Source organism: Endobacterium cereale, from assembly GCF_009617585.1.
GTDB lineage: Bacteria > Pseudomonadota > Alphaproteobacteria > Rhizobiales > Rhizobiaceae > Neorhizobium > Neorhizobium cereale.
In genome coordinates this window covers 300,401-326,101 of sequence record NZ_WIXI01000044.1, presented here as the reverse complement: position 1 = coordinate 326,101, position 25,701 = coordinate 300,401, and the positions used below count along the sequence as shown (strand labels likewise).

27 protein-coding genes, 1 tRNA gene, 1 pseudogene and 2 riboswitches are annotated in these 25,701 nt (G+C 59.7%); of the genes and pseudogenes, 20 read left to right on the top strand and 9 right to left on the bottom strand.

All coding sequences use genetic code 11. The features are described from left to right. The 5 genes from secF to GAO09_RS15305 all read left to right on the top strand — a co-directional run. Positions 1-1,580 (top strand): protein translocase subunit SecF (secF, locus tag GAO09_RS15325; RefSeq protein ID WP_153354851.1); only part of this gene is annotated, 1,580 nt, incomplete at its 5' end. A gap of 176 nt (positions 1,581-1,756) precedes the next feature. Next, a complete protein-coding gene (locus GAO09_RS15320; RefSeq protein ID WP_153354850.1) occupies positions 1,757-2,461 on the top strand; it encodes an SDR family oxidoreductase in 705 nt (234 codons plus the stop codon). A gap of 198 nt (positions 2,462-2,659) precedes the next feature. Beyond that, positions 2,660-3,433 carry an amino acid ABC transporter substrate-binding protein gene (locus tag GAO09_RS15315; RefSeq protein ID WP_153354849.1) on the top strand — a complete coding sequence of 258 codons (774 nt, stop codon included), beginning with the start codon at positions 2,660-2,662 and terminating at the stop codon, positions 3,431-3,433. 108 nt (positions 3,434-3,541) lie between these two features. Next, entirely contained in the window at positions 3,542-4,222 is a 681-nt protein-coding gene (locus GAO09_RS15310; RefSeq protein WP_324184711.1) for an amino acid ABC transporter permease, read from the top strand. Then, positions 4,219-4,974: an amino acid ABC transporter ATP-binding protein gene (locus GAO09_RS15305; protein WP_153354847.1), complete on the top strand. Its 756-nt coding sequence runs from the start codon at positions 4,219-4,221 to the stop codon at positions 4,972-4,974. Before GAO09_RS15310 ends, GAO09_RS15305 begins: the two co-directional genes overlap by 4 nt. Positions 4,975-5,008: 34 nt before the next feature. On the opposite strand, the gene lipB is transcribed toward GAO09_RS15305, so the two are convergent. Next, on the bottom strand, positions 5,009-5,749 hold the full coding sequence (gene lipB / locus GAO09_RS15300; protein WP_153354846.1) for a lipoyl(octanoyl) transferase LipB: 741 nt from the start codon (positions 5,747-5,749) through the stop codon (positions 5,009-5,011). 189 nt (positions 5,750-5,938) lie between these two features. Between lipB and GAO09_RS15295 the strand changes: the two genes are divergently transcribed. The 8 genes and pseudogenes from GAO09_RS15295 to GAO09_RS15260 all read left to right on the top strand — a co-directional run bounded on the left by GAO09_RS15295 (position 5,939) and on the right by GAO09_RS15260 (position 12,813). Then, positions 5,939-6,023: transfer RNA gene (locus GAO09_RS15295), tRNA-Leu, on the top strand. 304 nt (positions 6,024-6,327) lie between these two features. Next, complete coding sequence (locus GAO09_RS15290) at positions 6,328-7,254, top strand: hypothetical protein (protein WP_153354845.1); 927 nt, start codon at positions 6,328-6,330, stop codon at positions 7,252-7,254. A gap of 75 nt (positions 7,255-7,329) precedes the next feature. Next, the gene (locus GAO09_RS15285) at positions 7,330-8,250 is read left to right on the top strand and encodes a DMT family transporter (protein WP_235938168.1); all 921 of its coding nucleotides are present in this window, start codon (positions 7,330-7,332) and stop codon (positions 8,248-8,250) included. A gap of 98 nt (positions 8,251-8,348) precedes the next feature. After that, a complete protein-coding gene (locus GAO09_RS15280; RefSeq protein ID WP_153354844.1) occupies positions 8,349-9,065 on the top strand; it encodes a hypothetical protein in 717 nt (238 codons plus the stop codon). Between the two features lie 123 nt (positions 9,066-9,188). Further along, positions 9,189-10,472, top strand: a complete 1,284-nt coding sequence (locus GAO09_RS15275) for a zinc metalloprotease (protein WP_153354843.1) — start codon at positions 9,189-9,191, stop codon at positions 10,470-10,472. 48 nt (positions 10,473-10,520) lie between these two features. After that, entirely contained in the window at positions 10,521-11,135 is a 615-nt protein-coding gene (locus GAO09_RS15270; RefSeq protein WP_153354842.1) for a GNAT family N-acetyltransferase, read from the top strand. Between the two features lie 94 nt (positions 11,136-11,229). After that, a pseudogene (locus tag GAO09_RS15265) lies at positions 11,230-12,349 on the top strand (S-(hydroxymethyl)glutathione dehydrogenase/class III alcohol dehydrogenase). Further along, positions 12,346-12,813, top strand: coding sequence for a GNAT family N-acetyltransferase (locus GAO09_RS15260; RefSeq protein WP_153354841.1), 468 nt, complete (start codon positions 12,346-12,348; stop codon positions 12,811-12,813). Before GAO09_RS15265 ends, GAO09_RS15260 begins: the two are co-directional and overlap by 4 nt. A 45-nt stretch (positions 12,814-12,858) precedes the next feature. On the opposite strand, the gene GAO09_RS15255 is transcribed toward GAO09_RS15260, so the two are convergent. After that, a complete protein-coding gene (locus GAO09_RS15255) occupies positions 12,859-13,326 on the bottom strand; it encodes a hypothetical protein (RefSeq protein WP_153354840.1) in 468 nt (155 codons plus the stop codon). Between the two features lie 165 nt (positions 13,327-13,491). On the opposite strand from GAO09_RS15255, the gene GAO09_RS15250 reads away from it, so the two are divergent. From GAO09_RS15250 to fghA, 3 genes are all read left to right on the top strand, one after another. Continuing rightward, positions 13,492-13,968: a YaiI/YqxD family protein gene (locus GAO09_RS15250; RefSeq protein ID WP_235938167.1), complete on the top strand. Its 477-nt coding sequence runs from the start codon at positions 13,492-13,494 to the stop codon at positions 13,966-13,968. Positions 13,969-14,040: 72 nt separating this feature from the next. Next, on the top strand, positions 14,041-14,712 hold the full coding sequence (locus GAO09_RS15245) for a DUF1345 domain-containing protein (RefSeq protein WP_153354839.1): 672 nt from the start codon (positions 14,041-14,043) through the stop codon (positions 14,710-14,712). 23 nt (positions 14,713-14,735) lie between these two features. Further along, entirely contained in the window at positions 14,736-15,569 is an 834-nt protein-coding gene (gene fghA, locus GAO09_RS15240; RefSeq protein WP_153354838.1) for an S-formylglutathione hydrolase, read from the top strand. A gap of 63 nt (positions 15,570-15,632) precedes the next feature. On the opposite strand, the gene GAO09_RS15235 is transcribed toward fghA, so the two are convergent. The 6 genes from GAO09_RS15235 to crcB form a co-directional block, all read right to left on the bottom strand. Continuing rightward, the gene (locus GAO09_RS15235) at positions 15,633-16,016 is read right to left on the bottom strand and encodes a DoxX family protein (RefSeq protein ID WP_153354837.1); all 384 of its coding nucleotides are present in this window, start codon (positions 16,014-16,016) and stop codon (positions 15,633-15,635) included. A 122-nt stretch (positions 16,017-16,138) separates the two neighbouring features. Next, on the bottom strand, positions 16,139-16,636 hold the full coding sequence (locus GAO09_RS15230) for a hypothetical protein (RefSeq protein WP_153354836.1): 498 nt from the start codon (positions 16,634-16,636) through the stop codon (positions 16,139-16,141). Positions 16,637-16,716: 80 nt separating this feature from the next. Next, the gene (locus GAO09_RS15225; protein ID WP_153354835.1) at positions 16,717-17,502 is read right to left on the bottom strand and encodes an ATP12 family chaperone protein; all 786 of its coding nucleotides are present in this window, start codon (positions 17,500-17,502) and stop codon (positions 16,717-16,719) included. A 10-nt stretch (positions 17,503-17,512) separates the two neighbouring features. Further along, the gene (locus tag GAO09_RS15220; RefSeq protein WP_153354834.1) at positions 17,513-18,166 is read right to left on the bottom strand and encodes an HAD-IA family hydrolase; all 654 of its coding nucleotides are present in this window, start codon (positions 18,164-18,166) and stop codon (positions 17,513-17,515) included. Then, positions 18,163-19,152, bottom strand: coding sequence for an RluA family pseudouridine synthase (locus GAO09_RS15215; RefSeq protein ID WP_153354833.1), 990 nt, complete (start codon positions 19,150-19,152; stop codon positions 18,163-18,165). Before GAO09_RS15215 ends, GAO09_RS15220 begins: the two co-directional genes overlap by 4 nt. Positions 19,153-19,268: 116 nt before the next feature. Next, complete coding sequence (gene crcB, locus GAO09_RS15210; RefSeq protein ID WP_153354889.1) at positions 19,269-19,637, bottom strand: fluoride efflux transporter CrcB; 369 nt, start codon at positions 19,635-19,637, stop codon at positions 19,269-19,271. 125 nt (positions 19,638-19,762) lie between these two features. Between crcB and GAO09_RS15205 the strand changes: the two genes are divergently transcribed. After that, a complete protein-coding gene (locus GAO09_RS15205) occupies positions 19,763-20,038 on the top strand; it encodes a hypothetical protein (protein WP_153354832.1) in 276 nt (91 codons plus the stop codon). Between the two features lie 124 nt (positions 20,039-20,162). On the opposite strand, the gene GAO09_RS15200 is transcribed toward GAO09_RS15205, so the two are convergent. Next, positions 20,163-20,423 (bottom strand): hypothetical protein, encoded by a 261-nt coding sequence (locus GAO09_RS15200; RefSeq protein ID WP_153354831.1) that lies wholly within the window; start codon positions 20,421-20,423, stop codon positions 20,163-20,165. Positions 20,424-20,596: 173 nt separating this feature from the next. Beyond that, a riboswitch (glycine riboswitch) is annotated at positions 20,597-20,683 on the top strand. Further along, positions 20,684-20,770, top strand: a riboswitch (glycine riboswitch). A gap of 89 nt (positions 20,771-20,859) precedes the next feature. On the opposite strand from GAO09_RS15200, the gene gcvT reads away from it, so the two are divergent. The 3 genes from gcvT (at position 20,860) to gcvP (ending at position 25,462) form a co-directional block, all read left to right on the top strand. Beyond that, on the top strand, positions 20,860-21,996 hold the full coding sequence (gene gcvT / locus GAO09_RS15195) for a glycine cleavage system aminomethyltransferase GcvT (protein WP_153354830.1): 1,137 nt from the start codon (positions 20,860-20,862) through the stop codon (positions 21,994-21,996). 242 nt (positions 21,997-22,238) lie between these two features. Continuing rightward, complete coding sequence (gene gcvH, locus GAO09_RS15190; protein ID WP_153354829.1) at positions 22,239-22,601, top strand: glycine cleavage system protein GcvH; 363 nt, start codon at positions 22,239-22,241, stop codon at positions 22,599-22,601. Further along, on the top strand, positions 22,598-25,462 hold the full coding sequence (gene gcvP, locus GAO09_RS15185; RefSeq protein ID WP_153354828.1) for an aminomethyl-transferring glycine dehydrogenase: 2,865 nt from the start codon (positions 22,598-22,600) through the stop codon (positions 25,460-25,462). The genes gcvH and gcvP overlap by 4 nt, the downstream gene beginning before the upstream one ends. Positions 25,463-25,701: the final 239 nt, after the last annotated feature.

The window sequence follows — 25,701 nt, the reverse complement described above, 5'->3', positions numbered from 1 at the left end:
AAGCCAACACGCTGGGCGCCCTTCTGCGCGCTGGCTCGCTGCCTGCCAAGCTGACCGTCATCGAAGAACGCACCGTCGGTGCCGACCTCGGTTCGGACGCCATCGAAATGGGTCTCTTCACCGGCGTCATCGGCTTTGCCGCCGTCGTTGTCTTCATCTTCTTCCTCTATGGAAGCTGGGGCATCCTCGCCAACTTCGCGTTGATGATCAACGTCATCCTCACCTTCGCCGGCCTGACGCTGATCGGCTCGACGCTGACGCTTCCCGGTATTGCCGGTATCGTTCTCGGCATCGGCCTTGCGGTTGACGCCAACGTTCTCATCAACGAACGCATCAAGGAAGAAACTCGCAAAGGCAAGAGCGCCTTTGCCGCCATCGACGCCGGTTTTGCCCGCGCCTATTCCACCATCGTCGACAGTAACGTCACGGCGCTGATCGCGACCGTTCTGCTGTTCTGGTTCGGCTCCGGCCCGGTTCGCGGTTTTGCCGTCACCATGGGTCTCGGCATCATGATCTCGATGTTCACGGCCGTTTCCGTCGTGCGCGTGCTGATGATCGCCGTCACCGCCCGCAAGAAGCTGAAGACGATCAATATCAAGCCGCTTCTGCCGATCAACCTCGTCCCGGATGGCACCAATATCGCCTTCATGAAGGGCCGTTTCATCGGTATCGGCATCTCGGTCATCCTGTCGATCGCCTCGATCGTGCTGTTCTTCAAGCCGGGCCTCAATTACGGCGTCGACTTCCAGGGCGGTATCCAGATGGAAGTCGTCACCCAGCAGGAAGCCGACCTGGCCAAATTCCGTTCGGGCCTCAACGAACTCGGGTTCGGTGAAGTCGCGCTGCAGGAATTCGGCAGCAACAACCACATTCTCGTGCGCGTCGAGCGTCAGGAAGGTGGCGAGCAGGCCCAGACCAATGCGGTTGAAGCTCTCAAGGCCGAAGTGGTCAAGATCGACCCGACTGCCAAGGTCGAGCGTACCGAAGTCGTCGGACCAAAGGTTTCGGGCGAGCTTGCAATCGCCGGCTTCCTGTCGCTGACGCTCGCGGCCCTTGCGATGACCGCCTATATCTGGGCGCGATTCGAATGGCCGTTCGCGGTCGGCGCCATGATCACGCTGATCCTCGACGTCACCAAGACCGTCGGCTTCTTCGCGATCACCGGTCTCGACTTCAACCTGACGGCCATCGCGGCGGTGCTGACGCTGGTCGGTTATTCGGTCAACGACAAGGTCGTGGTTTATGACCGCATGCGTGAAAACATGCGCCTCTACAAGAAGATGCCGCTGCGTGACCTGATCGACAAGTCGATCAACGAAACGCTGGCACGAAGCCTCTACACGTCGGCGACGGCCTTCCTGTCGTTGCTGCCGATGGCCATCTGGGGCGGCAGCGCCGTGTCCAGCTTCGCCATCCCGATGGTGTTCGGCATCGCGGTTGCGGCGCTCTCCTCGGTCTTCATCGCCGCTCCGATCCTGCTGTTCCTCGGCGACTGGCGCAAGCGCCACGGCAAGAGCATGATCGCCGACGACGCAGACGAAGCAGAAACCGGCAAGGCTGCGATCGCCGCCAAGCCGTAAGATCGGCATCAGCAATCTGCATCAAGGGGCCGTCCGCAAGGGCGGCCCTTTTTCGTTTCTGCGCCATCCCAGCCATCAGTTTTTCTGCAAGCACTGACAAACCAACTCGCTCGCGTGCCTGAAAAAGCGGTGCTAGGTTCCTCACCCGAACGGCAACCCATGACGAGGAGAAAAATATGGCAACGGAAAAGGTCGCGATCATCACAGCCGGCGGCAGCGGCATGGGGGCTGCAAGTGCAAGACGTCTTGCCGCCGACGGTTTCAAGGTCGCCATCCTCTCCTCCTCCGGCAAGGGCGAGGCACTGGCTTCCGAACTCGGTGGCATCGGCATCACCGGCTCCAACCAGTCGAATGACGACATGAAGCGCCTCGTGGACACGGTAACGGACAAGTGGGGCCGCATCGACGTGCTGGTCAACAGCGCCGGCCACGGCCCGCGCGCGCAGATTACGGAGATCACCGACGAACAATGGCACACCGGCCTCGACGTTTACCTGATGAACGTCATCCGCCCGGTGCGTCTCGTGACGCCGATCATGCAGGCCCAGAAATCCGGGGCCATCGTCAACATCTCCACCGCCTGGGCTTTTGAACCGGCGGCGATGTTTCCGACCTCGGCCGTCTTCCGCGCCGGCCTCGCCTCCTACACCAAGATTTATGCCGACACCTATGCAGCCGACAATATCCGCATCAACAACGTGCTGCCCGGATGGATCGACAGCCTGCCGGGCACCGACGAACGCCGCGACAGCGTGCCGATGAAGCGTTACGGCACCAGCGACGAAATCGCCGCCACCGTCGCTTTCCTGGCGTCTGAAGGTGCGGGTTATATCACTGGCCAGAACCTCAAGGTCGATGGTGGACTGACACGCTCCGTCTGAGCTTTTCGGAAGCTGAGGGCCGCTCATCGCGGCCCCCTTTTCAAGCGAATCCGAAGACAGGCAGGAAATGAGCAAAATATTCTCACATGCCTGATTTTTTAGCGCTTTCCTCTCCTGCAAACACCAACGCTTTCCTAGATAACACGGCATCGAACCAATACCGGCCAGACTGACCGGCTGATGACAAGGAAATGCAAAATGAACTGGCTGAAAACCATCGCCGCTGCCGCCGTGCTGCAGGCTGTCGCCATCACTCCGTCGCTCGCAGGTGAAAACCTCGATCAGATCAAGGCCGCCGGCGTGATCAAGATCGGCACCGAAGGCACCTACGCGCCATTCACCTTCCACGATGCCGCCAACAAGCTGGTCGGTTTCGATGTCGAAATCGGCGAAGCCGTTGCCAAGCAGCTCGGCGTCAAGGCCGAGTTTGTCGAAGGCAAGTGGGATGGCCTGATCGCCGGTCTCGACGTCAAGCGTTACGACGCCGTCATCAACCAGGTCGGCATCACCGAAGCGCGCAAGCAGAAATATGCCTTCTCCGAGCCCTATATCGCCTCCAAGGCCGTGCTGATCGTCAGCGAGAAGAACAGCGACATCAAGTCGTTCGAAGACCTCAAGGGCAAGAAGTCGGCCCAGTCGCTGACCAGCAATTTTGGCAAGCTCGCCGAAGCTGCCGGCGCCGAACTGGTCGGCACCGATGGTTTCGACCAGTCGATCCAGCTCGTCCTGACCGGCCGCGCCGAAGCCACCGTCAATGACAGCCTGTCCTTCCTCGATTTCAAGAAGAAGCAGCCCCAGGCACCGGTAAAGATCGTCGCTGAAAAGGCCGACGCCGATTATTCCGGCATCATCGTGCGCAAGGGCGATGACGAACTGGTCGCCGCCATCAACAAGGCGATCGCCGACATCAAGGCCGATGGCACCTACAAGACCATCTCCGACAAATATTTCGGCGCCGACGTTTCCAAATAAGCGAACACGGCAAGCGGACTATTCCGCCTGCGGAAACTAAGCCATTATAACAGCAATAGAGCGCCCGGCGATCATCGCCGGGCGTCCCGTTTTTATCGAGGTTCCGCCGTGCCGCACTGGCTTCAATTGATGATGGACTCGCTGCCCACCCTGCTCTGGGCTGGCGTCAAATTCACCATCCCGCTGACACTTCTGTCTTTCACATTGGGTCTGGCTCTCGGCCTCCTGACCGCCGTCGCCCGCCTCTTTGGTCCGATGCCGGTTGCCGCCATCGCCCGCTTCTACGTCTGGATCATTCGCGGCACGCCGCTGCTGGTGCAGCTTTTTGTCATTTTCTACGGCCTGCCCAGCATTGGCATCCTGCTCGATGCCTTTCCGGCGGCCCTCATCGGCTTCACGCTCAATGTCGGCGCCTACACGTCTGAAATCATCCGCGCCGCCATTTCGTCCGTGCCCAAGGGCCAATGGGAAGCGGCTTATTCCACCGGTATGAACTGGTCCCAGGCCATGCGTCGCACCATCCTGCCGCAGGCCGGTCGCGTGTCGGTCCCGCCGCTGTCGAACACATTTATTTCGCTGGTGAAGGACACGTCGCTTGCCGCCGCCATCACCGTGCCGGAACTGTTTCAATCGGCACAAAGAATCGTTGCCACCACCTATGAGCCGCTCATCCTCTATATCGAGGCTGCCATCATCTATCTGGCGCTGAGTTCCGTGCTCTCGCACCTGCAATCGCGACTGGAAGTGCGATTCGCCCGTTACGGCGGCATGCTGGAGGCCAACCGATGATCGAACTTTCCCACATCGAGAAGAAATTCGGCGACGCCGTTATCCTGAAAGATATCTCGCTGACATTCCCAGAGGGCAGCGTTACCGCCCTCGTCGGCCCGTCCGGCGGTGGCAAGAGCACCCTGCTCCGCTGTATCAACCTGCTCGAACAGCCGACCGCCGGCACCGTGCGAATCGGTGACGAGGTCGCAACATTTTCGCCCGGCAAAAAAGCCGCATGGTCGTCCGTGCAAAAACTGCGCAGCCAGACCGGAATGGTCTTCCAGAATTTTCAGCTCTTCCCGCATCGCACCGCAATCGAGAATGTGATGGAAGGCCTGCTGGTCGTGCAGAAATGGTCGCGCGAGAAGGCGAAGGCGCGCGCCATGGAACTGCTGACCAAGGTCGGCATGGCCCACAAGGCCGATGCCTGGCCCGCCAACCTTTCCGGCGGCCAGCAGCAACGCGTGGCGATCGCCCGAGCGCTGGCGCCTTCGCCAAAAGTCCTGCTCTGCGACGAACCCACATCCGCGCTCGACCCGGAACTGTCGGCCGAAGTCGTCGATGTACTCGGCACGCTGGCCAAGGAAGGCACGACCATGGTCATGGCAACCCATGACCTGCGCCTCGCCTCGCAGGTCGCCAATCTCGTGGTATTTCTGGAAGCTGGTCTGGTGGTGGAAACCGGCAATGCCGAACAGGTGTTTCGCGCACCCACGCACGAGCGGACGAAACGGTTCGTTTCGTCCATCAACGCCGCGCAGACGCTTTAAGACATTCGGCCCGGAAATCCGGGCCGAAATCTTTTTACGACGCCTCCGCCTGCAGCAGCGTTTCCGACATCGTCGCGCCAAAAACGCTTTCAAAAGCCTCACGCAAACGGATATCGACATCCGTCATCATCACCGGCAGGCCGAGGTCGACAAGGCTGGTGACGCCATAACCGCTGATGCCACAGGGCACAATTCCCTCGAAATGGGAAAGATTCGGCTCCACGTTCAACGCCAGCCCGTGAAAACTCACCCAGCGGCGCAGACGGATGCCGAAGGCGGCGATCTTGTCCTCGGCCATGCTGCCATCGAACAGAAGCGGCTTTTCCGGACGCTTCACCCACACGCCGACGCGATCCTCGCGGCGCTCACCACGCACGTTCATGGAATCAAGGGTGCGAATGATCACCTCTTCCAGCGCCGCCACATAGGCACGCACATCCGGGCGGCGGCGCTTGAGGTCGAGCATCACGTAGGCCACGCGCTGCCCCGGCCCATGGTAAGTGTATTCGCCGCCCCGGCCTGTGGAAAACACCGGGAAGCGATTGGGCTCGATCAGGTCGGCGGCATTGGCGCTGGTTCCGGCCGTATAAAGCGACGGATGTTCCAGAAGCCAGATGAGTTCGTCGGCTTTTCCCTCCGCAATCGCCGCCACTTCACGTTCCATTTCGGCTACGGCGTCCTCGTAGCCGATGGGACAGTCCGAGATTCGCCAACGGATCGGCGGAAAACCTGCCTGGGGAAACATCGAAACATCGAGATCGGTGCGCGTCGACATATTTTTTATCCATATTTTTCGAGGCCTTGGCGGCCACAACCCCTGCAAAGCCGGGACTTTTTGCCTATCATCTCTATATAGGAATTCACAGGCAGATTTTATCTTCAAAAAACTGTCACGGTCCCCTTGTGCCCGCAAAATCCTTTTGCTAAATGCTCCCTCGCCGGACAAGTTCGGCTCTACCACGATGCGGTCGTGGCGGAATTGGTAGACGCGCAGCGTTGAGGTCGCTGTGGGGCAACCCGTGGAAGTTCGAGTCTTCTCGACCGCACCAAATCAACCCGGCTTCGGCCGGGTTTTTCTTTGCCTGCAGAAAGACCAGTGTCTCGTTTCTCCTAAATGAGCCTTGGCCCGAATGCGCGGCAACAGGTCTGCACATTCGGCAAACCGTCTTAAAATTAGGAAATCCTCGCAAAGCATTTGGTTTGACGAGCTTTCCTAATGCGTTATCCTAGCTTCGGGACGCTCACGATATTGCCGTGTTGCCATTGGCCAATGCCGACGGTCGTGCCATAAAACTGCAACTTTGTCGGCAGTATTTTCGAAACGGCAGAGGCTCCAGATTTCCCGGGATTGACATGTCACCCATCAGCAGCGCAGCACCCAGCCAGAACGCAGCTCCAAGCCATGTGCCGCGTGCATACGAAGCCGAAGCGCTCGTCGCCCTGCCGCGTTTTCGCGATGGCCAGCACCTCACTGCCACCGAATTGCTGGAAGCACACCGCCTGCTGCCCAAGCGCGTTCGCTATGTCGCCGATATCCAGCGCTTCATGCTCAGTCACGCCGCCATGGCGCTGCATCTGGAACATACGCTCGACCCGGCCAACCCGGGCGTTACCGCCACCAATCTCTTGCGGTTCTTCGAAAACACACCGGCAGCCAGCAAAAATACCGTCCTCGCCTTTCTGGTGGAGATGCGACACTACAATTTCGTCGAACCCCTCGATGAAGGCGACCGTCGCAGCCGCGCATTCCGCGCCACGACGGACACGGAGCAATTGATCCGCTTTTATTTCGACACCCATTCGCGCGGCCTCGACCGTATGGACGGCGGCAACAGGGCCGCGTTGCTTGCGGCCTACCCGCGCCTGCTGCACATCGCCCAGCCGCGTTTTGCGCGCCTTCTGCTGCACAATGTCAAATGGCGCAATCCGCCGGAGACCATTGCCGGCTTCACCAAATCCGATTCCGGCAGCAGCATCATTCACGACCTCGTCGCGCGTGTTCCGGCCGGCGATATCGGCTCGGAGCCGATCTGGATCGGAAATGTGTCGGCAACCGAAATAGCCAAACGCTACGTCGTCTCGACAACGCATGCCGTCCGGCTGTTTTCGCGCGCCAAGACACAGCAGCTGATCGGCTGGCAGGGCGCGACAAACCGTGGCGAATGCTGGATCTCGCCCGTCCTCGTTCAGGACTATTACAACTGGCAGGCCGAAAAATTTGCCGCGATTTCCGCCGCCGTGCATTTCGCCTGCGAAAAGGCAGGCATCGTCGCCGCCTGATCCCGTCTATCATGGCCTTGCAGGCCGCAGGCAGCTGTGCTCCACAGAATGCCTGACGGATAAAAAGGCCGATAGATGACCGTACCGATGACCGAAAATCCGATCCGGGGCATGGCTCTCATGGCGGGCTGCATGCTTGTCCTGCCGATCATGGACGCGATCGCCAAATACATGGCGACCTTCGAAACCATGTCGCCCGGTCAGGTCACATTCTATCGCTTCTTCTTTCAGCTCATCGCACTCTTGCCACTGATGCTGATCGCCACCCGAGGCCGTATCGAGATCAGGCGTCCGTGGATGAACCTGTTGCGCGGCGCAATCCACGGCGCGGCCAGCCTGATGTTCTTCACCGCGGTCAAATACATGCCGCTTGCCGACGTCTTCGCCATCTACTTCGTGGAACCCTTCATGCTGACATTGATGTCGGCGATTTTTCTGGGCGATCGCGTCGGCTGGCGGCGCTGGACAGCAATCGCCGTCGGCTTCGGCGGCGCCATGATCGTCATTCAGCCCAGCTACGCGATTTTCGGATTGACCGCGCTTCTGCCGGTCGCGTGCGCTTTCCTGTTCACCCTGTACCTCTTCATGAACCGCGCACTGGGTGAAGGCGACAGCCCACTCGTCATGCAGGCCATGGCCGGTCTCGGCGGCACACTGTTCTGTGCCACTGCACTCGGCGCCGGAAATGCTCTTTCCCTGCCGGATTTTGAGATCAGCCTGCCCGCCTCCATGCTCGGCCTCGTCCTTCTGCTCATCCTTGGCGCCATCTCCGGCTACATTCATCTCGTTGTCGTGCAGGCCTTCCGGCTTGCCCCGCTATCGCTTCTTGCACCCTTCCAGTATTTCGAAATCATTTCGGCCACCGTGCTCGGTTACGCGCTTTTCGGCGATTTTCCGACCGCCTCGAAATGGCTCGGTATTGTCATCATCGTTGCTTCCGGCCTCTTCATTATCTGGCGGGAGCGGATCAGGGTGGCACAGTCGCAGGCGGTCTGAAATACAATGATTGCCTTTCGTTAACCGCGCTCATTGTCGGGACCTCAACGTTCCGCGTTTATGCTCCATTTCAGTTTCATGATGAAACGGAGACAAAGATGAGCGATGGCCGCTTTTCTTTCCCGGCATGTGTCATCGCCGGGAAACGTCGACTCGACGTCGACGACCTTATGATGTTGCGCAAGCATGCGTTTTCCGACGGGATCAGGACCGAGGACGACGCGCGCCTGCTTTTGGCGATCCATCGAGCCTGCTCATCCTCATGCCCGCAATGGGATTGTTACCTTATCGAGAGCATCGCAGCCTATGCCGTGCACAGACAGCATCCACGCGGATGGCTGGACGACACCAATGCCGGCTGGCTGATCGAGATTCTGTCGGTCGACAATGTGGTTCACACGCCGCTGGAGCTTGAAATCGTTCTGCACGCGCTCGACATGGCCATGTCGGCTCCCGAAAGGCTCTACGCCTTTGCTCTTGAGCAGCTGCGCCTTGGCCTTGCTCCCGACAGCCGCAGTGCCTACGCGCTGAGCCGCCCTTGCCGCAGCGTCGGCATTGATCTTGCCGATCTCCATTACCTCTGGCGGGTTATTCGAAGTGCGTGCGATGGCGGCCGCCTTGCCTTGTCCGCATTGGAGCGCGACATCCTTCAGGCCATTGATGCGATCGCCGAACCCGCCATGCATCACGCCGGCTGGAATAGCCTGATCGGATCGCTGAGATTGCGACCCGAGCCACGGTCTGGCGTCCGCAGAACGGCCTGGCTGAAGGATTTCGGTCCGCCGGCGCTGGAAACCCCGCATCAGGCAGCTTGAAAAAGTCCGTTTATTCGCGATTCATCAAATGCGATCTTTCGCTTCAATGGTAGCGGAACATCCATGTGCCATTGTGTGCCAAACCCGAACGGACCCCGCGGCACGCGGCTGGAGTGGCCTGCCTTGACGACGACCGTTTCCATCATCCTGCTCGTGGCGATCAATCTGGGTCTTTTGTGGCTGATGATGGCCGCGCCTATCGGTCAGCGCACCATCACCCTGCGCCGTCAATTACCACACGATCCCAAAAGACTTCGTCAGGCGATCCGCCCTCAAGGCAACCTGGTCGATTGGAGCCCGGACATCACGGCCGTGCGCCATGGTCAGTCGGAAGGCATGCCTGATGGCCAGATGGAAATGTCCATGCGGTATCCTGACCGCCGTGGCCAACCGGTGCGTCGCCTTTACGTGGTGGACGAGCGCATTGACGATGAGGGCGGCTATGCTGCCACATCCCGGATCGTGGCTGACAGCACGCTGGCCAATTCGTTCTGGAACAGGTTCCACGACGATCGCCGCATTGAACCAACACAAGGCGGTGCCGTCGTCACGTTCAGCCAGAGCGATCATTATCGTGGTCTGGCCTTCTATCTGTTTCGGTTCTTTGCGATGCGGCGCGAAATGGCAGCGCTCGAAGGCTGGCTGGCGACCGGCAAGCGATATGAGCGCAGTCTTTTCACCCATCCGCTGACGCAGATCGCGCTTGCAACCATTTCCACCCTGATGTTGTGGCCGTTTTTCGGTTTGACCGAAAACGGCCTGGCGATATCGATTTTGCTGACGCTCGTCATCATCCTGCATGAACTGGGACATATCATCGCCTACAGAGCGTTTGGACATGAGCGGGTCATGCTGATTTTCGTACCCATGCTGGGCGGCATCGCCGTGGGCGGCAGGCCTTACCGAAGCCGGTTCGAAATCGCCACCTGCGCTCTGATGGGTGCAGGCGTCTCGGCCTTCCTCGTACCGATCCTTGTTCTTGCCTACAATCTTTCGTCTTTTCGTACGGGCATATTGCCCTTCGCCCTGCACATGCCCTCGGCGCTGCTCCTACTCATTCTCGGTGCGTTCAACCTGCTCAACCTCCTGCCGATGTCCCGATTCGACGGTGGCCAGGTGGTGCGTCAGGTCTTTCCGGGGCGCCGGATGCAAATCCTCTCCAGTTTCATCCTCACGATGATCGTTCTGCTCGTCGGTTACGAGATCAACATCCCGGTGCCGGCACTCATGGCAGGCCTCGCCATCATCACTCTCGTCAGCCTGATCGGTTTTCGCACGAATGTCATGCGCGACGAACTGGAGCCGATGAATGCGGCAGAGCGACTGATGGCCGGCTTTGGACTTTATTCCGCCGTGGCCATTCATTCATACGCCGTTGTTAACGCATGCCAAATGATCTTCCGCTAGTCTGCGGATATTGCACACACCGCCATTCCACGCTTCCGACTGGATCCCATGAAAACAGATAACCCCATCCTCCCGCTCGGCTATTCCGATATGCCAGCCGGCACGATCGCCACCGTTGTCACATGCCTGGAAATGCGCCAGAAGCCGGACCTGCCATTCACTTCGGCGGAGGATTCCCTCACGCTACGGCATTGGCATCAGCCGGATCTCGAAGAGTATCGCGAACTCTTTCGCAATATCGGCGCCGAATGGCTCTGGTCCGCACGACTGACAATGAGCGACGAGCGACTGGCCTCGATACTCAACGACCCGCGTGTCGCCATCTATATCCTCAAGGATTCCGGTCGCCGCATCGGCCTGCTGGAACTGGACTTCCGCCACGACAACGAATGCGAACTCGCCTATTTCGGTCTTGTCCCCGATTCGACCGGCAAGGGTGCCGGACGCTTCCTCATGAACCATGCCATCGACAAGGCATGGGCACGGCCGATCGAACGGTTCTGGGTCCACACCTGCCACCTCGACTCGCCGTCCGCACTGCCGTTCTACAAGCGCATGGGCTTCACTCCGTACAAGATCATGGTCGAAGTTCTCGACGATCCGCGTCGCAGCGGTGTCGTGCCGAAAACGGCCGCAGCGCAGGTGCCGCTGATCGATCTTTGAGGTCATCGCGGAATTACGACTATCCGGCTTGAGCTTTGGTAGCTGCATGTGCGAAAGTGCGAGCAGATTCTGACAGATAGCTAGGAGAGACAGGATGGACGTACGCGCCGCAGTCGCCGTTCAGGCCGGCAAGCCGCTGGAAGTGATGACGGTTCAGCTGGACGGCCCCAAGGCCGGCGAAGTGCTGATCGAGGTCAAGGCCACCGGTATCTGCCATACCGACGATTTCACGCTTTCCGGCGCCGATCCGGAAGGCCTGTTTCCGGCCATTCTCGGCCATGAAGGTGCGGGCGTTGTGGTCGATGTCGGCCCCGGCGTCACCTCGCTGAAAAAGGGCGATCACGTCATTCCGCTCTACACGCCGGAATGCCGCGAATGTTATTCCTGCACCTCGCGCAAGACCAATCTCTGCACCTCGATCCGCTCGACGCAAGGGCAAGGCGTGATGCCGGACGGCACCTCGCGCTTCTCCATCGGCAAGGACAAGATCCACCACTACATGGGCTGCTCTACCTTCGCGAATTTTACGGTCCTGCCGGAGATCGCGCTTGCCAAGATCAATCCAGACGCGCCGTTCGACAAGGTTTGTTATATCGGCTGCGGCGTCACCACCGGCATCGGCGCGGTCATCAATACGGCCAAGGTCGAGATCGGCTCGACGGCGATCGTCTTCGGTCTCGGCGGCATCGGCCTCAACGTGCTGCAGGGTCTGCGCCTTGCCGGCGCCGACATGATCATCGGCGTCGACATCAACAACGACCGCAAGGCCTGGGGCGAAAAGTTCGGGATGACGCATTTCGTCAATCCGAAGGAAGTCGGTGACGATTTACCTCGTCAACATGACGAAGCGGAACGGCGACCTGATCGGCGGTGCCGACTACACGTTCGATTGCACTGGCAATACAAAGGTCATGCGTCAGGCACTGGAAAGTTCGCATCGCGGCTGGGGCAAATCCGTCATCATAGGTGTTGCGGGTGCCGGCCAGGAAATTTCGACGCGTCCGTTCCAGCTGGTTACGGGCCGCAACTGGATGGGCACGGCCTTTGGCGGCGCGCGTGGCCGTACCGATGTGCCAAAAATCGTCGACTGGTACATGGAAGGCAAGATCCAGATCGACCCGATGATCACCCACACGATGCCGCTCGAGGACATCAACAAGGGTTTCGAGCTGATGCATTCGGGTGAAAGCATCCGCGGCGTGGTGGTCTATTGACCGCCCTACCCACCTACACGACCGACGTGCGGAGACTGGAAGAGTTCTCCGCCGTCGATCTCTACGCCATGCTGAAAATGCGCGTGGATGTCTTTGTCGTCGAGCAGGAATGCGCCTATCCCGAACTCGACGGCAACGACCTCGACTGCCTGCATCTGCGCCTGTTCGATCGCGCGGATCTGCTCGCCTGCGCGCGTCTCTGGCGTCCGTCGCCAGACGTTCTGCCGCGCATCGGCCGCGTCGCCGTCTCGCCTGACCATCGAGGAAAACGACTGGGCGATGCGCTGATGCGTGAAGCCATCGTGGAATGCGAAAAGGCCTATCCCGGCGAGGCGATCGAGATTTCCGCACAGGCGCATCTGCAGAAATTTTACGGCTCGCTTGGTTTCGAGCGAACCTCGGAAGAATATCTGGAAGATGGCATTCCGCATGTGGACATGGTGCGGCGGCCCAAATCTGCGTAATAGCGATAAAAAGGCTTTCGCGGCCTCATACGGGGGCCGCGAAAGTCACAGCGATGACAGGCGACGCTCGAGTTCGGCCACGCGTTCAGTCAATTCTTCCAGCGCCGTCTTGTTCTGCAGGCCGATCTGCAAGGCATTCAGAACCTCATTGTGCTGACGATTGCTGTCTATCCGCAGTTCTTTGATAATGTCGGCACTCTCATGGCTGATGCTCTCAACCTCATCCAAGCGGCGCAAAATGGCGTCCAGCCTGATTTGAAGGGCAGCAAACCGTTCATCGCTGTTATCAAATCTCTGGTCGACCGCATCAAACCGGCGTTCAATGGCCTCAAACTGACGATCGACCGCCAAAAACCCCTGCCGCATCTCGCCCTGCATGCCGAAGACCATATCCGTCAACGTATTGTACTGCCGGTTGATCTTGAACAATTCGGCTTCAAAGCGCACGCTCGTTTCGATGTTTCTGCCGATCTGAGCGTTCAACACCTGCATGCCATCGATGATGGACGACATGTAACCAATCAAATGTTTCGGAAATTCCGCTTCTTCGGGAATGCATTTGCTCCGAGGTTGTTGCATTCAGTATAGGCGCAGCCATGACAGGAAACAAAGCATGATTACATTTCCTTTCAACCCTGAGGATTGATGGATTTCCGGCATAGCGCTAGAGAAATCACCATGACCACGCCAACGAATGAGCCCATGCCGCAAATCTACGTTGATGCCGATGCCTGCCCGGTGAAGCCGGAAATCCTGAAAGTGGCCGAACGCCATAATCTCGAAGTCACCTTTGTCGCCAATTCCGGTCTTCGACCATCACGTGATCCGATGGTGAAAAATGTCATCGTCTCAGCCAGTTTCGATGCCGCCGATGACTGGATCGCCGAGCATGCCGGACAGAACGATATCGTCATAACCGCCGATGTGCCGCTCGCCGTTCGCTGCGTTGCCAATGGCTCTCTTGTCACCGGCCCGACAGGCCGCGTCTTCGATGAGGCCAATATCGGCATGGCCAGCGCCATGCGTGATCTCGGCCAGCATCTGCGCGAGACCGGCGAAAGCAAGGGCTACAACGCCGCCTTTTCGCCGCGTGACCGCTCAAAGTTTCTGGAAACACTGGACAGGTTCTGCCGCCGAGCCAAATCTGCGAACTAAAGGATCTGAAGCGCAACAAGTAGACCCGAGGGACCGCAGTACGCTTGAGGGAAGAAACCGGGAAGGTCTCGAATGTCGGACAGCAAGGGCAATCCTCCATGGTGGAAATGGCGACACCATCGTCATGGCCCGTTCTTCGTCGCCGCCATCACCGCGATTGTCGCCCTGCCCGCGCTGATCTGGCTCGTACCCGACCTCGCAGCCGCCTTGTCCGCCATCACGTTTTTCGTCATCTATCTCGGCCTGATCGCCGAGCGCATCCCGCATCTCGATGCCGACCGCTTCGAAGCGAGCGGCCAGAATACCGACGAGCCTGCGCCGATTATCCTCGCGGTCACCCTGATTGCAGCCGTGGTGGCCCTCGTCACCCTGTTCGAGGCGCTGAACGACAAGCAGCCCTCCGGCATTATTGATGTCTCCATCGGTTTTGCGGCGGTCATTCTCGGCTGGTTTTCCATCCACACCATGTTCGCCCTGCATTACGCCCATCTTTACTGGCGCCCCGGCGACATGAGTGATGACAGACCGGCTGGCGGCCTGGATTTTCCCGGCACGGAACGTCCCGGAGCCTACGATTTCCTTTATTTTTCCTACATTATCGGCATGACCGCCCAGACATCGGATGTGGAGATCACCGCGACTGATATGCGCAAAATCAACCTTCTGCACTCGGTCGTGTCTTTCTTTTTCAACACCGTGCTGGTAGCCGCTGCAGTCAATGCCGTCGTTTCGCTGGCAAGCTGAACCCGAAAATAAGGAACCCGACGATGAAGGTCCTCTCCCAGAACACCGCCTTTGGCGGCATGCAGGGCGTGTTCGCCCATGATTCGGAAGCGCTGAAATGCGAGATGACCTTCGCCGTCTTCGTGCCGCCGCAGGCGATCAGCGAGCCCCGCCCGGTTCTCTGGTATCTTTCCGGCCTCACCTGCACCCACGCCAACGTCATGGAAAAGGGCGAATACCGTCGTCTCGCCGCCGAACTCGGCCTCATCATCGTCTGCCCGGACACCAGCCCGCGCGGCAGCGATGTGGCCGACGAGGTCACCAACTGGCAGATGGGCAAGGGTGCCGGTTTCTATCTCGATGCCACCGAAAAGCCCTGGGCCGAACACTACCAGATGTACACCTACATCACGGAAGAACTGCCCAATTTCGCCAGCCAGCATTTTCGCATGGACATGTCCCGTCAGGGCATTTTTGGCCACTCCATGGGCGGCCATGGCGCCATGACGATCGCGCTGAAAAACCCAGAACGCTTCAAGAGCTGCTCTGCCTTTGCTCCGATCGTCGAACCGTCTACGGCCGACTGGTCTGCGCCTGCTCTGGAAAAATATCTCGGACCCGATCAGGCGGCATGGCGCCAATATGATGCCTGCGCGCTGGTCAAAGACGGCGCCCGCTTCCCGGAATTTCTGATCGACCAGGGCACCGCCGACAGTTTCCTTGAAACCGGCCTGCGCCCGAAACTGTTCGAAGACGCGATCAAGGGCACCGACATCGGGCTGACGCTGCGCATGCACGAGCGTTACGACCATTCCTATTATTTCATCTCGACCTTCATGGACGACCACCTGCGCTGGCACGCTGAGCGCCTCGGCTGATCCTGGTCAAAACGACGCGATCGAAAACGCCCGCGCCGAAAAACAGCGCGGGCGTTTTTGCATTCAGCGCTTGTCAAGCGCCCACGCACCCGGGCCGGCGCAGACCAGATACAGGAAGATAAAGCAGAACAGGATAGCCGGCTCGCCGCCGTTCAGGGCCGGCCAAAAGCCTTTCGACGCGTGCGCCATGAAATAGGCCACGGCCATCTGACCGGCAAGAATGAAGGCCACCGGCCGCGTGAACAGGCCGCTCACCAGAAGCGCACCGCCGACCACCTCCAGAAGCGCCGCAATCAGCATCAGCGGCGGCAAAGCGCCCTCGCCCATCGCCGCCGGAAACCCGAACAGCTTCATCGTACCGTGTTCGATGAACAGCAGCGCTGCGATGATCCGCAGCACGGCCAGCGCCTGCGGGCGATACGCACCCAAACTGTCAAAAAACTGCATTTCTCTCTCCCTGACGAGAATCGCGCACATCAAGCGCCCTGCCGAAATTGGCAGATGTCAAACTCAACCTAAATTATCAGGAAATCAATCGACTTAGCGAAACTGTCCCACCTTGGCAAAACTCAACGGCCAGCAAGGGCCGAAGCAATCGTCGTCGGGCGCCCGCCATCCAGCTTGAACTCGGCAGCGATCCGATCAGCGATCTTGGCCGCCAACGCGTCTTCGACACTGTTGTCCTTGCCGAAGACAGTGGTCGAAACCGTAAACGTTGCGCTGGCAATCCGTTCGCCGGTCGTCACCGATGTCGCATCCACCGTCACCTTGGCTTCATGACGACGTCCGAACAGGATCGGCAGCCCACCCGCGCGTGTTATGCGCACAGTCAGGATTGCGCGCGGTAACGACATGCTGCGCACTGTGGCGCGGATGGCGGCATCGACACGCCGGTCAGTGCCCGCAACAAGCGCCGCAGGAATATCGGGTTTGGCGGCCACGAACGAGCCACGCACGTCATAAACCGGCCCATTGGCACGCGTATTTTCCGCGGTCTTCATGCTGAACGACATCAGCGGAAGCACGGCGGCAGAAATGACCAGAAGGCGGCAGGCGGAGCGGAACATGGATACAAAGCCCGGATGACGACACATCCGGAATGATCCGCTTTCACGGTTAGAATTCGGTTAAATACCAACCAATTCGATTAGGATTTCAGCGCCTGAAAGCTCTGCGCCGCAGCGGTCATGTCGATGTACCGATTGGCGCGGCGCGCTTCGGCTTCTTCATCCGTACCCCAGTGCTCGATCGTCCAGTCCTCGTCGAGATGGGCAAGCGCCCATGCCTCGTCCATCGACAAACGGCCTTCGGCAAAGGCCAGCGCCAGAATGGCCGAACCGGTGAGCGACGTGATCGTGTGCAGCGCCGCCAGCGCCACCGGGTGATCGTGGTTGCGCAGCCGTGCGCCAAAAGCGGCAATTGCCTCGCGGGGCTGCTCCTGCGGCATGATGCCTTCGATCAGGCTGAAACGCGCGCCAAGATCATCGGCCGCCCAATCCAGCACCGGGTCCCACTGCGCCCGCTGACGCTCCACCAGCCCCTCCGGCTGGTCGGCGCGGTAACACAGCGCATCGCTGGCCGAAAAGCGCAGCATGTCTTCGACCACCGCCTGCGGATCGCTGGCAATGCCGTCGATCGCGGTATTCACGAGGCGGGTGATCGGCATGGTGGCCGGATTGATGACTTCCGTCTGTCCATCCCATTCGCCGCGCAGAAGTTCGCCCAGTGCCGCAGTCGGCGCTACAAGCTGGTTTTTTGCCGGCGTCTTTACTGCACGACCGTCGAGATGGATGGCGTGACCATCATCAGACGCGGAGACCGTCACGTCCTTGTAAAAACGCTTCGGAAGCGGCTTCGCCATCTGGATCTGCGCGCGCCGCGTCGGATCTTCGTGGGTGAGTTCGATATTCGTGTCGGAAAGAATGTCGCGCATCAAAATAACCTCAGCCGATCAGTGGCAGCAGTTCGCGTGGATGGTGGACGATATGGTCGGCGCCGGCGGCAATCAGCTCGGGCACGACGCAATAACCCCAGTCGACACCGATCGCGGTGGCGCCGGCGGCCTTCGCCATCTGCATATCGTAAATGGCATCACCGATCACAAGCGTATCGGCAGGTTTCACGCCCATCACGTCGCAGCATTCGGTCACCATGGCCGGATGCGGTTTCGACGGGCAATCGTCGGCGGTGCGACCAACGACGAAATATTTGTCGAACCCGTGTGTCGACATCACCAGATCAAGCCCGCGACGCGACTTGCCGGTGACGGCACCGATCAGCAGATCATCGCGCGGACCAATTGTATCGATCAATTCGCGAATGCCGGGAAACAGCGGTTCCTTGAAATCGAGGTCGGCGCGCACCACCGAAAACAGTGATTTGTAATGCGCCATCATCGCCACGGCTTCGTCATCGGCATGCTGTTTGCCCTGCATGCGGGCAATGGCGATATCGAGCGTCAGGCCGATGATCGCCTTGGTCTCCTCGAAAGACGGTTCCGGCTTGTCGAAAGCCAGAAACGTGCGGCGCATGGTCTCGTGGATCAGGCCGGCGCTATCCACCAGCGTGCCGTCGCAATCGAAGAGAACGAGTTTCATTCGTCGTCGTCCCGCGCGCCATTTTCCATGTCGAAACCAAGCAGGTTCCAGCTCTGTACCATGTGCGGCGGCAGAGGCGCGGTTATGCGCAGACGCCCGCCATTGGGATGCGGAATGTCGATATGGCGCGCATGCAGATGCAGCTTCTTCTGGATGCCGCCCGGAAACGGCCAGTTGAGTTCGTCATCCTGATATTTGGGATCGCCAATGATCGGGTGGCCGATATGCAGCGCATGCACACGCAACTGGTGCGTACGGCCGGTATAGGGCTCCATCTCCAGCCATGACAGTGCCTGCGCCGCCGTTTCCAGCACGCGGTAATAAGACACGGCGTGATCGGCGTCCGCCTCACCATGCTTGGCGATGCGCATGCGGTCGCCATCCGGCGTCTGTTCCTTGACCAGCCATGTCGAAAGCTTGTCGGAACGTTTACGCGGCACGCCCTTCACCAGCGCCCAATAGGTCTTTTTAGTGTCACGCTCGCGAAAAGCCGCCGTCAGCTTCTGTGCCGCGCCACGCGTGCGGGCAATCACCAGCACACCGGATGTGTCACGGTCGAGGCGGTGCACCAGACGCGGTTTTTCACCCCGATTGTTGGTCCAGGCATCCAGCATCTGGTCGATATGGCGGGTCACGCCGGAACCGCCCTGCACGGCAAGACCGGCGGGTTTGTTCAGCACGATCACCTTGTCGTCCTCATGCAGCACCATGCGCTGCAGAAGCTCGTAATCGCTGCTGTGTTTCAGATCCTTGCCGGCGATCGGACCCTTTTTGGCATCCGTATCCATCGGCGGCACGCGCACCACCTGCCCCGGCTGCACGCGCGTATCGGTCTTCACGCGACCACCATCGACACGCACCTGACCGGAGCGCAGCAGCTTTTGCAGCGGCCCGAAACCGAGGCCCGGATAACGTGTCTTGAACCAGCGGTCGAGGCGCATGCCCGCTTCGTCCGCCTCGACGGAGATATGCTCGATGCCTGCCATCGGAACTCTTTCTTATTGTTTTGGCCCATTAGCTGGGATGGCCGAACGCGGCCTTTGCGCCAGCCTTTAGAGCATCAGGCGGGTCTAACGGAAGTGCAAATCGACCTCAGCCGCGTTCAAAACGCTATGCGGCCAACGAACAGGCCGAAAAATGTCGCTCCGATCGCAAGGATAACACTTGCTGCGAGATAGGAAACGGCAAGCGGCATGGCACCCCGCTCGACCAGCCCGACGAATTCGAGCGAGAAGGACGAAAAGGTGGTGAACCCACCGCACAGTCCCGTCACCAGCAGAAGCCGCATCTCTGTCGAGCCGCCGAACCGGCGTGCAATCATTTCCGCCAGCAATCCGATGACAAAAGAGCCGACAACATTGATCGCCAGCGTACCCCACGGAAAAGCGGTACCGAACAACCGGACAGCCCATATGCCGACAAGATATCGGAACACCGAGCCGACAGCGCCACCAGCGGCTACAACAAGCATGGAATTCACGTCAAAATCCTGATAAAACACTGGAAAAGCGGGGATTCGCTAAAATGCGAAGTCACCGTTTAAGTCGGAACCAAGAGGTCGAGCATACGTTTTCACCCACAGGGAGTTCAAGCGTCATGTCCACCGTCATACCCGTCAATGCCAATTTTGCCGCCTATGCGCTGGAAAATGTGCGTGTGGTCCATCATGTCGGCTCCAAGGAGCAGGTGAAGCGTATCCAGAAGGATGCCGACCGAAATCTTCGTCGCGCCCAGAATGTTGGCGAGATCGAGGAACCGGGCCTGATCCCCCCCGCCAATATTTCCGTGGACGTCATGATCTCGGATCATCCGCCACAACAGCAGACGACGTTCCGACACGTCGAGGCCGCTTACCGCGAACTGGACGAGTAAGACGTTCTTTTACCTCGCCGTCATCCGCGGGCTTGCCTCGAGGACCTAACCACGTCAACCATCACGCTCAGCAGATCCTCGGGAAAAGCCCGAGGATGACGAAAGAAGCGTAACTCCTGTACAGTCAAAACACCGGACGGTGGCAATTGCGCACAATTTCTCTGCGCCCTTCTCTGTAATCGATGCGCAGATATTCGCACTCGTAAGCACGGGCCTCGCGATAGGCCGTGCGCACCACCCGCCGTGCAGGTTTCTGCCGGACGACCCGTTCACGCGGCGGCTCTTGCCAGCGCACCATATCGGCGGCCTGCGCACTCACCGGCAGCAACGCCGGCAAAACGATGGCTGCGGTCAGGATGGCCGGAACGGTTAATAGGCGTGACATCGAATTTCCCTTCTGAAACGACATGAGCGGCAATGCCGCCTCAATGCGAGCCAACGGCCAAATGTTCCCGGCCCCAAAAATCGCATCGGGCGAATGCCATCACGCCGCGACAAATAATTCGTCAGTTGCGACCTTTGCCACTTGCCAAGCCTATGGCTTCATCGATAATGCCGATCGACCCGTAGGGAGAAACCGCTTCAGTGCGGAGCCGAAGGAGCAACCGCCCCGGAAACTCTCAGGCAAAAGGACCACGGGAAGACTGCAGGAACTCTGGAGAGAAGCAACCGTTTAACCGGGGGCTCGCCGAAGGGATAACAATCTCAGGCGAAAAGGACAGAGGGGGCTCGAAACCGACGCGGCAAACCCGCGTCCTGATCTGAGCCGGCGTGCGAGCTGATTTTCATTCAGTGCGTGCCAAAAACCTGGAGGCGTCTTTTTGGACGATCAATCCGTTTTGAAAACCACCCCGCTGCACGCCCTGCACGTTTCGCTTGGTGCGAAAATGGTGCCGTTCGCGGGTTATGACATGCCGGTGCAATATCCGCTCGGCGTCATGAAGGAACATCTTCACACCCGCGCCGCTGCCGGCCTGTTCGATGTCTCCCATATGGGCCAGGTCATCGTGAAGGCAAAGTCCGGCGAATATGCCGACGCGGCGCTCGCATTGGAAAAGCTGGTTCCCGTCGATATTCTCGGCCTGAAGGAAGGTCGTCAGCGCTACGGCTTTTTCACCGACGCAAACGGCAACATCCTCGACGACCTGATGATCACCAATCGCGGCGATCATCTGCTGGTCGTCGTCAACGCCGCCTGCAAGGATCAGGACCTCGCCCACATGAAGGCGAACCTGACCGATTGCGACGTCACCCTTCTCGAAGACCGCGCACTGATCGCCCTGCAAGGTCCCCGCGCCGAAGCGGTTCTGGCCGAACTCTGGGCCGGCGTTTCCGCCATGAAGTTCATGGACGTGGTCGAAGTGCCGTTGCACGACGTGCCCTGCATCATCTCCCGCTCCGGTTATTCCGGCGAGGATGGTTTTGAGATTTCCGTACCGGAAGCCCACGCCGTAGAAGTCGCCAACGCTCTGCTCGAACACCCGGACTGCGAAGCCATCGGCCTCGGCGCCCGCGACTCGCTTCGCCTCGAAGCCGGTCTGTGTCTCTATGGAAACGATATCGACACCACCACTTCCCCGATCGAAGCCTCGCTCGAATGGGCGCTGCAAAAGGCCCGCAAAGCCGGCGGCGACCGCGAAGGCGGTTTTCCGGGCGCAGAGCGCATTCTTGGCGAACTCGCAAACGGCACTACCCGCCGTCGTGTGGGCCTGAAGCCCGAAGGCAAGGCGCCGGTGCGCAGCCACGCCAAGCTGTTTGCCGATGCGGAAGGCAAGACCGAACTCGGCGAAGTTACCTCCGGCACCTTTGGCCCCACCGTCGAAAGCCCGGTCGCCATGGGTTATCTGCCGGTATCGCACACCGCCGCCGGCACCACAGTTTATGCCGAAGTGCGCGGCAAATTTTTGGCCATGACGGTGGCAACGCTGCCGTTCATCACGCCGACATACAAACGCTGACACTGCAACAAGGAGCCTGCCCCTCATCCGCCTGCCGGCACCTTCTCCCCGTGATCACGGGGAGAAGGGACATGCCGCAACCTCGCCGATCCCCTCGCCCCGCCTGCGGGGAGAGGGGCCGCCGAGCAAAGCGGAGGCGGGGGTGAGGGGCAAGCCCCACCCGCAACGCCAAGGGCCAAGCACCAGCAGAACAGCGAACCGAACACACGCCACACAACGAACAAGACCAGAGGAACAAATTCATGCTGAAATTTACCGCCGAACACGAATGGCTGAAACTCGAAGGCGATGTTGCCACCGTCGGCATCACCCAGCACGCCGCCGACCAGCTCGGCGATCTCGTATTCGTTGAACTGCCGGAAGTCGGCGCCGAACTGACCAAGGACGGCAATGCCGCCACCGTCGAAAGCGTCAAGGCAGCGTCCGACGTCTATTCGCCGCTCGATGGCGAAGTCGTTGAAGTCAACCAGGCGATCGTCGATGACCCTTCGCTGGTCAATTCCGACCCGCAGGCCGCTGCATGGTTCTTCAAGCTCAAGCTGAAAAACGTCTCCGATATCGACAGCCTGATGGATGAAGCCGCCTACAAGGACCTGATCGGATGAACGATTCTACCGATTTCCACTTCACCGATTACGATCCCTACGACTTCGCCAATCGCCGTCATATCGGTCCCTCACCGACCGAAATGGCCGCCATGCTCAAGGTCATCGGCTACAAGTCGCTCGACGGCCTGATCGAGGCAACGGTTCCGGCCTCCATCCGCCAGCAGACCCCGCTGGCATGGGGTGCAGCCCTGACTGAGCGCGAAGCGCTCGACAAGCTGCGCGAGACCGCCAACAAGAACCAGGTCCTCACCTCGCTGATCGGCCAAGGCTATTACGGCACGGTCACGCCGCCGGTCATCCAGCGCAACATTCTGGAAAACCCTGCCTGGTACACGGCCTACACGCCCTACCAGCCGGAAATTTCTCAAGGCCGCCTCGAAGCGCTCCTGAATTTCCAGACGATGATCTGCGACCTGACCGGTCTCGACGTCGCCAATGCCTCGCTGCTCGATGAAGCGACCGCCGCCGCCGAAGCCATGGCGCTCTGCCAGCGTCAGGCAAAGTCGAAGGCAACGGCCTTCTTCGTCGACGCCGCCTGCCATCCGCAGACCATCGCGCTGATCGAAACCCGCGCCAAGCCGCTCGGCTGGTCGGTCGTGATCGGCAATCCGATGACCGATCTCGACCCGGTCGACGTGTTTGGCGCGATCTTCCAGTATCCGGGCACGCATGGTCAGGTCCGCGATTTCACCGGCCTGATTTCCCGTCTGCACCAGACCGGCGCTGTCGCTGCCGTCGCCGCCGACCTTCTGGCGCTGACGCTTTTAAAGTCGCCCGGTGAAATGGGCGCAGATATCGCCATCGGCACCACCCAGCGTTTTGGCGTTCCGGTCGGTTACGGTGGCCCGCACGCCGCCTATATGTCGGTCAAGGATGCCCACAAGCGCGCCATGCCCGGCCGTCTGGTCGGTGTTTCGGTCGATGCCCGCGGCAACCGCGCCTATCGCCTGTCGCTGCAGACCCGCGAACAGCATATCCGCCGCGAAAAGGCGACGTCGAACATCTGCACCGCGCAGGTCCTGCTCGCCGTCATGGCCTCGATGTACGGTGTCTTCCACGGTCCTGACGGCTTGAAGGCCATTGCCCAACAGGTCCACAAGAAGGCCGTGCTGATGGCCAAGGGCCTCGAAAAGCTCGGCTACACGATCGAGCCAACCGCATTCTTCGACACCATCACCGTCGATGTCGGCCACATGCAGGCCCTCATCCTGCGTGCCGCCGTCGCCGAAGGCGTCAACCTGCGCAAGATCGGTGAAACCAAGATCGGCATGTCGCTCGACGAGCGCACCCGTCCGGTCACGCTCGAAGCCGTCTGGCGCGCATTCGGCGGCGATTTCAAGGTTTCCGACTTCGACGTCGATTACCGCCTGCCGAAGGAGCTTCTGCGCAAATCGGATTACATGACCCATCCGATTTTCCACATGAACCGCGCCGAAAGCGAGATGACCCGCTACATCCGCCGCCTGTCGGACCGCGACCTCGCACTCGACCGGTCGATGATCCCGCTCGGTTCCTGCACGATGAAGCTGAATGCCACGGCGGAAATGCTACCGATCACCTGGCCGGAATTTTCGGATATCCATCCGTTCGTTCCCGCCGATCAGGCGCTCGGTTACAAGGAAATGATCGACGATCTGTCGGCAAAACTCTGCCAGATCACCGGTTACGACGCTTTCTCCATGCAGCCGAATTCGGGCGCGCAGGGCGAATATGCGGGCCTGCTCACCATCCGCAACTACCACATCGCCAACAACGATGCGCATCGCGACGTCTGCCTCATCCCCACTTCCGCGCATGGCACCAACCCGGCCTCGGCGCAGATGGTCGGCATGAAGGTCGTGGTCGTAAAGGTGCGTGAAAACGGCGATATCGACCTCGAAGATTTTCGCGCCAAGGCGGAACAGCATTCGGCAAACCTGTCAGCTTGCATGATCACCTACCCGTCCACCCACGGCGTGTTCGAGGAAACGGTCAAGGAAATCTGCGAGATCACCCATAAACACGGTGGTCAGGTCTATCTCGACGGCGCCAACATGAACGCCATGGTGGGCCTCGCCCGCCCCGGCGACATCGGCTCCGACGTGTCGCACCTCAACCTGCACAAGACCTTCTGCATCCCGCATGGCGGCGGCGGTCCCGGCATGGGCCCGATCGGCGTCAAGGCGCATCTGGCGGCGCACCTCCCCGGTCACCCGCAATGGGATGGCCGTGAGGGTGCTGTTTCGGCTGCCCCGTTCGGCTCGCCGTCGATCCTGCCGATCTCCTGGTCCTACACCCTGATGATGGGCGGCGAAGGTCTGACCCAGGCAACAAAGGTGGCGATCCTCAATGCCAACTACATCGCGGCACGCCTGAAAGGCGCTTACGACGTGCTCTACAAGTCGGAAGCCGGCCGCGTGGCGCATGAATGCATCCTCGACACCCGCCCGCTCAACGTCTCGGCAGGTGTTTCTGTGGATGACATCGCCAAGCGCCTGATCGACTGCGGTTTCCACGCCCCGACCATGAGTTTTCCGGTTGCCGGCACGCTGATGGTCGAGCCGACCGAATCGGAAACCAAGGCCGAACTCGACCGTTTCTGCGATGCGATGCTGGCAATCCGCGAGGAAGCCCGCGCCATCGAGGAAGGCCGCATGGACAAGGTCAACAACCCGCTGAAGAACGCCCCGCACACGGTGGAAGACCTCGTCGGCGAATGGGATCGTCCTTATTCCCGCGAACAGGCCTGCTACCCGCCGGGCGCCTTCCGCGTCGACAAGTACTGGTCGCCGGTCAACCGCGTCGACAATGTCTATGGCGACCGCAACCTGATCTGCTCATGCCCGCCGCTGGAAGACTATCAGGAAGCCGCCGAGTAAGCGAAAAATAATCCAAAGGCCCGCCTCAAAGCGGGCCTTTTTCATGCCGGCCCAGACAAAATGGACAAGCGCCCGCAAAAAAGCCTTGATCCCGGTGATATTGAGGGGATTCAACCGTACGTATATTTTATTTACCTTGTGGTCTTGCCGCCTCGCGCGAAATCTCTATCTTGAGTCGCATCGAACTTTGCTTGTGACTCGTCCGTAGCCTATCGCGGCTCTACCGATCTCCTTCATAG